The 9,281-nt window shown below is 69.9% G+C and carries 10 protein-coding genes; 5 read left to right on the top strand and 5 right to left on the bottom strand.

The window, feature by feature from the left end:
* The first annotated feature begins 7 nt into the window (after nt 1-7).
* The 5 genes from VFL64_RS04860 (at nt 8) to VFL64_RS04880 (ending at nt 4,725) form a co-directional block, all read left to right on the top strand.
* Entirely contained in the window at nt 8-346 is a 339-nt protein-coding gene (locus VFL64_RS04860; RefSeq protein WP_489539264.1) for a DUF4087 domain-containing protein, read from the top strand.
* 22 nt (nt 347-368) lie between these two features.
* On the top strand, nt 369-1,211 hold the full coding sequence (locus tag VFL64_RS04865; protein WP_489539256.1) for an aldo/keto reductase: 843 nt from the start codon (nt 369-371) through the stop codon (nt 1,209-1,211).
* 60 nt (nt 1,212-1,271) lie between these two features.
* Nucleotides 1,272-1,844 (top strand): TetR/AcrR family transcriptional regulator, encoded by a 573-nt coding sequence (locus VFL64_RS04870; protein WP_489539257.1) that lies wholly within the window; start codon nt 1,272-1,274, stop codon nt 1,842-1,844.
* Between the two features lie 156 nt (nt 1,845-2,000).
* Nucleotides 2,001-2,474, top strand: coding sequence for a (2Fe-2S)-binding protein (locus VFL64_RS04875; RefSeq protein ID WP_489539258.1), 474 nt, complete (start codon nt 2,001-2,003; stop codon nt 2,472-2,474).
* Nucleotides 2,475-2,487: 13 nt separating this feature from the next.
* Nucleotides 2,488-4,725, top strand: a complete 2,238-nt coding sequence (locus VFL64_RS04880; protein ID WP_489539259.1) for a xanthine dehydrogenase family protein molybdopterin-binding subunit — start codon at nt 2,488-2,490, stop codon at nt 4,723-4,725.
* Nucleotides 4,726-4,737: 12 nt separating this feature from the next.
* Here the strand turns inward: VFL64_RS04880 and VFL64_RS04885 are convergent, their stop codons facing one another.
* The 5 genes from VFL64_RS04885 to VFL64_RS04905 form a co-directional block, all read right to left on the bottom strand.
* A complete protein-coding gene (locus VFL64_RS04885; protein ID WP_489539260.1) occupies nt 4,738-5,379 on the bottom strand; it encodes a dioxygenase family protein in 642 nt (213 codons plus the stop codon).
* Between the two features lie 47 nt (nt 5,380-5,426).
* Nucleotides 5,427-6,182 (bottom strand): SDR family oxidoreductase, encoded by a 756-nt coding sequence (locus VFL64_RS04890; protein ID WP_489539261.1) that lies wholly within the window; start codon nt 6,180-6,182, stop codon nt 5,427-5,429.
* Between the two features lie 64 nt (nt 6,183-6,246).
* The gene (locus VFL64_RS04895; protein ID WP_489539265.1) at nt 6,247-7,134 is read right to left on the bottom strand and encodes an RNA polymerase sigma-70 factor; all 888 of its coding nucleotides are present in this window, start codon (nt 7,132-7,134) and stop codon (nt 6,247-6,249) included.
* Between the two features lie 2 nt (nt 7,135-7,136).
* Complete coding sequence (locus tag VFL64_RS04900; RefSeq protein WP_489539262.1) at nt 7,137-8,156, bottom strand: bestrophin family protein; 1,020 nt, start codon at nt 8,154-8,156, stop codon at nt 7,137-7,139.
* A 160-nt stretch (nt 8,157-8,316) separates the two neighbouring features.
* Nucleotides 8,317-9,281: sensor domain-containing diguanylate cyclase (locus VFL64_RS04905; RefSeq protein ID WP_489539263.1), on the bottom strand; the 965-nt coding region annotated here is incomplete at its 5' end.

Below are 9,281 nucleotides of genomic sequence, written 5' to 3' on the forward strand. Positions count from 1 at the left end.
GCCGGTCGTGTTCGAGCCCGAGCCGGTGGCGGTGGCTCCGAGCACTGAGGCGGCACAGACACGCTGCGGCTGGTTCGACAACCCCACGCCGGGCAATGCCTGGCTGCACGACCGCGAGGGCGAATGGACGGTGGGCGTCCAAGGCGGCCACCAGGCCGAAGGCGACTGGCCGAGCTTCAGCGCCGCGCAATGGGTGCGCACCAACGGCAGCCACGGCTACGGCTGCGCCTGCCTGAAGGCGGTGGTCGACACGGACACGCGGCAGGTCCTTCGCGTCGTCTCGGCCACGGCACGCCCACTGAGCGTGTGCCGCAAAGACCGCACGATCAAGAAGCCGGCAGACTGAACTCTCACCAAAGGAGCAGCCCATGGCGACACCCACGATGCCTCTCCCAAGCCTCGGCCTCGGCACTTGGCGCCTGGGCGAATCCGGCGCCACACGCGCGGCCGAGGTGGCCGCGGTGCGCAGCGCCCTCGAGCTGGGCTACCGGCTCATCGACACCGCCGAGATGTACGGCGAAGGCGGCGCCGAGACCGTGGTCGGCCTGGCGCTGGCCGAGGCGCTGCGCGCCGGCACGCTGCGCCGCGACGAGATCGTCGTCGTCAGCAAGGTCTACCCGCACAACGCCAGCCGCCGCGGCGTGCCGGCCGCCTGCGAGCGCAGCCTGAAGCGCCTGGGGCTGGACCGCATCGACCTCTACCTGCTGCACTGGCGCGGCGCGCACCCGCTGGCCGAGACGGTGGAGGCCTTCGACACGCTGGTGCAGGCCGGCAAGATCGGCCGCTGGGGCGTGAGCAACTTCGACACCGACGACATGCAGGAGCTGGCGGCGCTGGGCGCCGCAGACCGCTGCGCCGCGAACCAGGTGTACTTCTCGGCCAGCGAGCGCGGGCCCGAATTCAGCCTGCTGCCCTGGCTGCGCGAACGCCACATCCCGCTGATGGCGTACAGCCCCATCGACCAGGGCAGCCTGGCGGGCGACGACACGCTGGCGCAACTCGGCACCGCCCGCGGGCTGACGGCCGCGCAGGTGGCTCTGGCCTGGGTGCTGGCGCAGCCCGGCGTGGTGGCCATTCCGAAAGCGGTGAAGGCGCAGCACCTGCGCGACAACTTCGCCGCCGCGAGCGTGACGCTCAGCGCGGCCGAACTGAAGGCCATCGACAAGCGCTTTCCGCCCCCCAGACGCAAGACCTCGCTGTCGATGGTCTGAGCCGGCGAACCCGGGTCAGCCCGGGGCTTTGATGAACGTTCGTTCGCTTACCATGCCCCTGTGAAACCCAAGGACGACGAGAAGCTGCGCGCCATCGCGGCGGCCACCTTCAAGCTGGTCGAGCAGACCGGCCTGAGCGGCCTGACCATGGCCGCCATCGCGCGCGAGGCGGGCCTGGCCACCGGCACGCTCTACGTCTACTTCGCCTCGAAAGAGGAGCTGATGATCGCGCTCTACGAGCAGGCCAAGACCGAGACGGCCGCCAGCCTGATGCACGGCGACAAGCCGGGCGCGCCCTACCGCAGCCGCTTCGAGCGCATGTGGACGAACTGGCTGAATCACCGGCTTAGCCACTATGCGCAGATGGTCTTCATGGAGCAGTACTACAACTCGCCTTGGTTCAGCGAGGAGAGCCGCGAGTTGTCGAACCGCCTGTTCAAGGACTGGGTCGATCTGATCGAGACGGCCAAGGCGCAGCAGATCCTGAAAGACGTGCCCACGCCCATGCTGATCAACGCCTTCGGCGGCTCGGTGCGCGAGACCGCCGGCATGCTGCGTTCGGGCACGCTCAAGCGCAGCAAGGCGAACCTCGCGATGGCCTTCGGGCTCTGCTGGGACGGCATCAAGCACTAGGGACGGGGGCACCCGGCACCGGGGGTACCGGCGCCACCCGCCAAGCGGGTGCTCAGTGGCCTTGGGGCGGCCCGGCGGTCACTGAAATCTTCTTGACCCAGCGCGGTCACAGGACTATCGTTGGCCGAACATTTGTTCAGCCAAAGGACAGCCCCGATGAGCACGCTCCACATCAACGGCCAGCCGCGCCAGGTCGACGCCGACCCCTCCACCCCCATCCTCTGGGCCCTGCGCGACACCCTGGGCATGACGGGCACCAAGTTCGGCTGCGGCGCCGCGCTGTGCGGCGCCTGCACCGTGCACCTGAACGGCCAGGCCATCCGCTCGTGCGTGACGCCGATCTCTGCCGCGGCCGGGCAGAAGATCACCACCATCGAGGCCGTCACCGACGGCACGGACAAGGTCGGCAAGGCCGTGCACACCGCGTGGGTGAAGCACGACGTGGCGCAGTGCGGCTACTGCCAGAGCGGGCAGATCATGTCGGCCACCGCCTTCCTGAAGAGCCTCCCCAAGGGCAAGCAGCCCAGCGAGGCCGAGATCGACAGCGCCATGGCCGGCAACATCTGCCGCTGCGGCACCTACGCACGCATCCGCGCGGCCGTGGCCGATGCGGCCAAGTCCCTGGCTTGAAGGAGAACACAGCATGCACTTCGACTCCGACCAAGCCAGCTTCGAGCTGCCTCGCCACCTGCAGGCCCTGCTTGCCAAGACCGCCCCGGAAGGCCTGCCTCGCCGCAGCTTCCTGAAACTCAGCGCGGCCGGCGGCTTTGCGCTCGGCGCTTTCCCGCTGCTGCCCGCCCAGGCGCAAGACGCCGCCAAGCCGACGGGCCTCAAGCCCACCGACCAGCCCGCCGCCTTCGTGCAGATCGACAAGGACGGCACGGTCACCGTCACCATCAACCGCCTTGACTTCGGCCAGGGCGTGCAGACCGCGCTGCCCATGATCCTGGCCGAGGAGCTGGATGCCGACTGGTCGCGCGTGAAGAGCGTGCACGGCAACAACCACCCGGCCTACGTCGACCCGCTGTTCGGCATGCACCTCACCGGCGGCTCGGGCTCGATCGCGCACTCGTACACGCAGTACCGCGAGCTGGGCGCGCGCACCCGCGCGATGCTGCTGAGTGCGGCCGCCGCGCAGTGGAAGGTGGACGCAGCCACCTTGCGCACACGCAACGGCACCGTCATCGGCCCCGGCGGCAAGCAGCTCGGCTACGGCGAGCTGGCCGAGGCGGCGATGAAGCAACCCGTGCCCGAACGCGTGGCGCTCAAGGACCCGAAGACCTTCCGCCTCATCGGCCACGCGACCGGCCGGCTCGACGCGAAAGACAAATCCAGCGGCCACCAGGCCTACGGCATCGACATGCGCCTGCCCGGCATGCTCACCGCCGTGGTGGCGCGCCCGCCGGTGTTTGCGGCGAAGCTGAAGTCGGTGGACGACAGCGCGGCCAAGGCCGTGCCCGGCGTGAAGGCCGTGCTGCGTGTGCCGCTCGACCGCGGCGGCGAAGGCGTGGCCGTGGTGGCCGACGGCTACTGGCCCGCCAAGCAGGGGCGCGACGCGCTCAAGCTGGAGTGGGACACCAGCGCGGTCGAGAAGGTCGACAGCGCGAAGCAGCTCGCGCAGTACCGCACGCTCGCCACCCAGCCCGGCGCGCGCAAGTTCGACGCCGACGTGAGCGGCCTGGCCACCGCGCCGCACAAGATCGAGGCCGAGTTCGTGTTCCCCTACCTCGCGCACGCGCCGATGGAGCCGCTCAACTGCACCGTGCGCCTGGCCGGTGACCAGGCCGAGCTGTGGATGGGCTCGCAGATGCCGGGGCTGGATGGCTTTGCCGCTGCCAAGGTGCTGGGCGTGCCACCGCAGAACGTGAAGGTCAACGTGCAGATGGCCGGTGGCGGCTTCGGCCGCCGCGCGATCCCGAGCAGCGAGTACGTGGTCGAGGCCTGCGGCATCGTCAAGGCGGCGCAAGCCGCCGGTGTGACCGCGCCGATCCGCACGCTGTGGAGCCGCGAAGACGACATCAAGGGCGGCTACTACCGCCCCATGCACCTGCACACCGCCAAGATCGGCTTCGACGCGCAGGGCAAGGTCACGGCGTGGGACCACGTGATCGTCGGCCAGTCCATCCTCGCCGGTTCGCCCTTCGAGCCGATGATGGTGAAGGACGGCATCGATGCCACCATGGTCGAAGGCATGAAGGAGCCCTACGAGCTGCCCATGCGCCTGAGCGTGCACCACCCCAAGCTCAACGTGCCGGTGCTGTGGTGGCGCAGCGTGGGTTCCACGCACACCGCCTTCGTGATGGAAACGCTGGTCGACGAGATCGCGCGCGCCACCCAGCAAGACCCGGTGGCCTATCGCATGAAGCTGATGGGCAGCGAGCACCCGCGCCACAAGGCGGCGCTGCAGCTGGCGGTGGACAAGTCGGGCTACGGCAGGAAGAAGCTCGCCGCCGGCCGCGCCTGGGGCGTGGCGGTGCACGAGTCGTTCAACTCGGTGGTGGCCTACGTGGTCGAGGCCTCGGTGAAGGACGGCACGCCCAAGCTGCACAGCGTGACCGCGGGCGTGCACTGCAACCTGGTCGTCAACCCGCGCACGATCGAGGCGCAGGTGCAGGGCGGCGCGCTGATGGGCCTGTCGATGTGCCTGCCCGGCGCGGCCATCACGCTGAAGGACGGCGTGGTGGAGCAGAGCAACTTCGGCGACTTCCCCGTGCCGCGCATCACCGACATGCCGCAGATCGCGGTGCACACCGTGCCCAGCGGCGATGCGCCCACCGGCATGGGCGAACCCGGCCTGCCACCGCTGGCGCCGGCGTTCGCCAACGCGGTGGCGGCGCTCACCGGCAAGCCGGTGCGCGAGCTGCCGTTCAAGCTCGCCTGAGTCAGCCGACGCTCAGCCGACCACCAGCGAGCGCTGCACCACCCACGCCACCGGCGCGCCGGCCGGTGCGCGCTGCAGGCTCATGTCGACCAGCGCGCGCTCGGCGGGCGAGAGGCTGCTGTAGAGGAAGTCGCGCGCATTCGCCGCCTCGCCGGCGATGAAGAGCTGCGAGGTCGCCTCGCCGAAGCTCGGGTGCCGCAGCCGCACGTGGATGTGCGGCGTGCGGCCGGGGTAGGGCACGGGCTTGATGGTGCGAAAGCGGTACAGGCCCTGCGCATCGCTGCGCGTGCTGCCGAAGCCCTGGAAGGCCGCGTCGACCTGCGCCGAGGCGCCGCGCGGGTGACGGTAGCTGCCGAACACGTCGCACTGCCAGATCTCGAGCTCCACGCCGTCGATGGCACGGCCGCGTTCGTCTTCGACGCGGCCGCCCAGGTCCAGCCACTCACCGCGGGCGCGGGCGGCGTTGCCACTGGCGCGGTCCACGCGGGTGAGGTCGGCGTCCCAGTCGAGCTCGCGCGAGCGCCACGCGGCAGAGGGGTAGAACGGGCCTTCGGTCATCGCCGGCAGGGCGGCCCAGGTGAGGGAAGGCGCGGCCACACCGGCCAGCAGGCCGAGACAACGCCGCCGCGGCAGCAAGAAAGGTGCTTGCGTCATGGTGGTCGGATCATGCGCCGCGCGCGAGGTTCCGACCACCGGGTTCGTCAGGCCACCTCGCGCTGCATCGCCAGCCAGCGCTCGAAGCGCACGCTGCCCAGGCGCGGGTTCTCGCCCGGTACCAGGGAGCGGTCGTCGACGGCCAGGCCGAAGTAGCGCGCCTGCGGGTCGGCCCGCACCTGGCGCGCGTCGCCGGTCGCGGCGAGGTAGCGCTGCACCAGATCGGCCTGGCGGATGCGTTCCGGCCCGCCCAGTTCGAGCATGCCGTTGCGCGGCGCCGCGAGCGCCACCTCGGCCATCAGCGCCGACACGTCTTCGGCCGCCACCGGCTGCATCATGGCCGGCGGCACGCGCACGGTCGAGCCTTCGGTGGCCGATTGCGCGATGGCGCCGAGGAACTCGAAGAACTGTGTCGCGCGCACGATGGTGTAGGGGATCTTCGATCGCTCGATCAGTTGTTCCTGGACCAGCTTGGCGCGGAAGTAGCCGCTGTCCTGCAGGCGCTCGGTGCCCACCACCGACAGCGCCACATGGTGCGACACGCCGGCGGCCGCTTCGGCGGCCAGCAGGTTGCGGCCCGAGGTCTCGAAGAAGGCCATCACCGCCTGGTCTTCGAACGAGGGGGAGTTGGCCACGTCGACCACCACCTGGGCGCCGGCCATGGCCTCGGCGAGGCCCTCGCCGGTGAGGGTGTTGATGCCGGTGCTGGGCGAAGCGGCGACGACGCTGTGGCCGCTGTCGCGCAGGAGAGAGACGAGCTTGCTGCCGATGAGGCCGCTGCCGCCGATGACGACGATCTTCATGGTGGGTTCCTTGTGGGTTCGGTTGCATGGCACGGCGTGTTGCCGCCCATGCCCACAAGACGTTTCAGCCCGCCGCGTTGTGACCTGCCGCAAGATGCGCCAGCTTGTCGGGGTTGCGCTGCACGTGGATGCGCAGGATGCGCTCGCCGTCGGTCTCGAAGGCCTGCGCCGATTCGAGCACGCCGTCGATGTAGCGCAGCAGGCCCCATTGACCGTTGAGTTCCACCAGCTCGACGCGCAGGCCGCCGCTGAAGCGCAGGCTCGACGCGTAGAAGAGTTGCGCGATGCGCTGCCCGCCCAGCAGCACGCGGCCGAAGCTCGGCACCTTGCCGCCGCCGTCGCCGATGAGCTCGGCCTCGTCGGCCAGCAGGTCTTTCATCTGCGCGAAGTCGCCCGACACGGAGGCCGCCGCAAAGCGGCCGAGCAGGCGCTTGTGCACTTCCGGCGGCACGCTGTAGCGCGGCCGCGCTTCGCGCACCTGGGTCTTGGCGCGGTGCACCAGCTGGCGGCAGGCCGCTTCGCTCTTGCCGAGCGTGCGCGCCACCTCGTCGTAGTCGGCGTCGAACACCTCGCGCATCAGGAAGGCCGCGCGCGCTTCGGGCGACAGCCGCTCCAGCACCGTGAGGAAAGCCAGCGAGATCTCGCCCGCGCGCTCCAGCACCTGCTCCGGCGAGGCCGGGCCGTCGGCGGTCAGCACCGGCTCGGGCAGCCAGAAGCCGCTGTAGTGCTCGCGCTGCACCTTGGCCGCACGCAGCCGGTCGATCGACAGGCGCGTGGTGACGGTCACGAGCCAGGCTTCGCCGCTGGCCAGCGCCGCGGTGTCGGCCTCGTGCCAGCGCAGCCACACGTCCTGCACGACCTCTTCGGCCTCGGCCACCGAGCCGAGCATGCGGTAGGCAATGCCCTGCAGGCGCGGGCGCAGGCGGGCGAAGGCAAGCGTGGGTTCTTCCATCTTCACAGGACGATGTGGTTGCTCGGCTGCAGCAGCGGCGGCAGCTCGGTCTCACCCAGCAGCTCGCGCAGCTCGATCTCGAGCAGGCGGCAGATCTGCGAGATGGGCACGTCGTTTGCGCCTCCCTCGAAGGGGTTCTCGGTGCTCTCGCCCACCTGGTCGAGCGAGACGTACATCCAGCCGACCAGCATGCTGAAGGGCACGGCCAGCCAGGCCATGTGGCCGTGCAGCAGGCCGGGCACGAACTCGTTGAGGCGGTCGAACTCGCGCACCAGGCACCAGGGCAGCACCGCGGCAAAGCTCCACACGAAGAAGGTGTTGATGGTGGCGTACTGCCGCGGGTACGGGAAGTTCTTGATCCGTTCGGCCTTGGTCTGCTGCTCCAGGCAATCCTTCAGCGTCTTCTGCAACTCGGTGTGGTGCAGCACCGCCAGCTCCTGGCGCGCATACAGCTCGCGGATCGCCTGGCTCTGCAGGCCGATGAGGCGCAGGGCCGGGTGGCGCGTGGCGGCGATCTGCGCGAGCTCGGCTTCATCGAGGTACTTCTTCAGCTCGTCGGCCAGCGGCGATTGGGTCTCGGGCACGCTGTACTTCTTCTGGTACTCGACGTTGGATGCGCTGGCCACGCTCTCCCACTCGCGCGGCCGGCGCAACTGGTAGCGCAGCACGGTGAGCCAAGCGAGGTGGCGCCGCACCAGCGCCTGGGTGGCCGGGTGCGGGCCCTCCTTGGTGACAGGGAAGTCGCGCGCGATGGTTCCCCAGTAGCGGCTGACGCTCGCGATCGAGGTCCACACCTGCTGCGCCTCGATCGTGCGGCCATAGGTCTGCGCATTCTTGAAGCCCACGATGAACGAGGTGGCCGTTCCCAGCAGCACCGCCACCGCCCAGGGCACCGCCACCCACTTCTGGCCGAGCAGCACGTACAGCGCCACGGGGAGGAGGGCGAGCAACAGCAGCACGTAGGTCTTGCGGCGCGTCCAGGCCAGGAACTCGGCAAGCGTGTAGGAGCGGCTGATCTTCATGGCGTGGGCGCTTTGGGGGGTACTCCAGACAAGACGTCTGGAGCATGGCATTTGTGACACGGTGGTACCAGCACATTCGCCGTCATCCCGACGAAAGTCGGGATCCACTGCCGCGCGGAGGGTGGATCCCGGCGTGCGCCGGGATGACACCGGGAGGCGCTCAGCTGCCGGCCTGCCCCACCACCCGGTCGCGCCCCAGCGCCTTGGCGCGGTACAGGCAGGCGTCGGCCACCTTCATCAGCCCGGTGAGGCTGTCGGCCGAATGCGGGAAGCTCGCCACGCCAAACGAGGCCGTGAGGCGCAGCTCGACCCCATCGGCCTCGACGCTCATGCCGGCCAGCTTGGCGCGCCAGCCTTCGGCGCGCTCCAGCGCCGCCGCATCATCCAGCCCCGGCAGCAGCACGGCGAACTCTTCACCGCCCAGGCGGCAGGCCAGGTCGCCGGGCTGCGCGCAACCGGCCAGCATGGCGCCCACGGCCTGGAGCGCGGCATCGCCCGTGGGGTGGCCGTGGATGTCGTTCACGTTCTTGAAGTGGTCGATGTCGATCATCACCAGCGACAGCGGCACCTGGTGGTGGCGCGCGCGCTCCAGTTCGTGCTCGGCCACCTGCACGAAGTGGCGGCGGTTGTGCACGCCGGTGAGTTCGTCGCGGATGGCCTGCTCGCGCAGCTGTGCATGCAGTTCGTTGATGCGCTCGATCTGCGCTTCGAGCTGGCGGTTGGCTTCCATCAGGGCATGCTCGGCGCGCTTGCGCTCGCTCATGTCGCGGGTGATGCCGAAGTAGCCGATGTGCACGCCGTCGTCGTCGAACACCGGCACCGAGACGGTCTCGATCCACAGGCGCGTGCCGTTCTTGCGGAAGAACTCGCCCTCGTGGCGGATCGGCCCGGTGTGCGCCAGCGGGTTGTCGGCGCTGCTGCGCCCGGCGGCCATGGCGGCGATGGCAGCGCGGTACTCGGGCGTCATGAACTCGACCACCGAGCGGCCGTGCAACTCCTCGCGCGGGTAGCCCATCATGCGGCACATGTTGTCGCTGATGTGGACGAAGCGGCGCTGCGCATCCGTCTCCCAGAAGCTGTCGCCGCTGGCATTCACCATGGCGAGCAGGCGCTCTTCGGTGATGG

The sequence above is a fragment of the Rhizobacter sp. genome, assembly GCF_035702065.1.
Lineage (GTDB): Bacteria > Pseudomonadota > Gammaproteobacteria > Burkholderiales > Burkholderiaceae_C > Rhizobacter.

Coding starts and splice junctions, on each gene's coding strand:
- VFL64_RS04865 (WP_489539256.1), top strand. CDS start 369: ATGGCGACACCCACGATGCCTCTCCCAAGCCTCGGCCTCGGCACTTGG.
- VFL64_RS04875 (WP_489539258.1), top strand. CDS start 2,001: ATGAGCACGCTCCACATCAACGGCCAGCCGCGCCAGGTCGACGCCGAC.
- VFL64_RS04880 (WP_489539259.1), top strand. CDS start 2,488: ATGCACTTCGACTCCGACCAAGCCAGCTTCGAGCTGCCTCGCCACCTG.
- VFL64_RS04885 (WP_489539260.1), bottom strand. CDS start 5,379: ATGACGCAAGCACCTTTCTTGCTGCCGCGGCGGCGTTGTCTCGGCCTG.
- VFL64_RS04890 (WP_489539261.1), bottom strand. CDS start 6,182: ATGAAGATCGTCGTCATCGGCGGCAGCGGCCTCATCGGCAGCAAGCTC.
- VFL64_RS04895 (WP_489539265.1), bottom strand. CDS start 7,134: ATGGAAGAACCCACGCTTGCCTTCGCCCGCCTGCGCCCGCGCCTGCAG.
- VFL64_RS04900 (WP_489539262.1), bottom strand. CDS start 8,156: ATGAAGATCAGCCGCTCCTACACGCTTGCCGAGTTCCTGGCCTGGACG.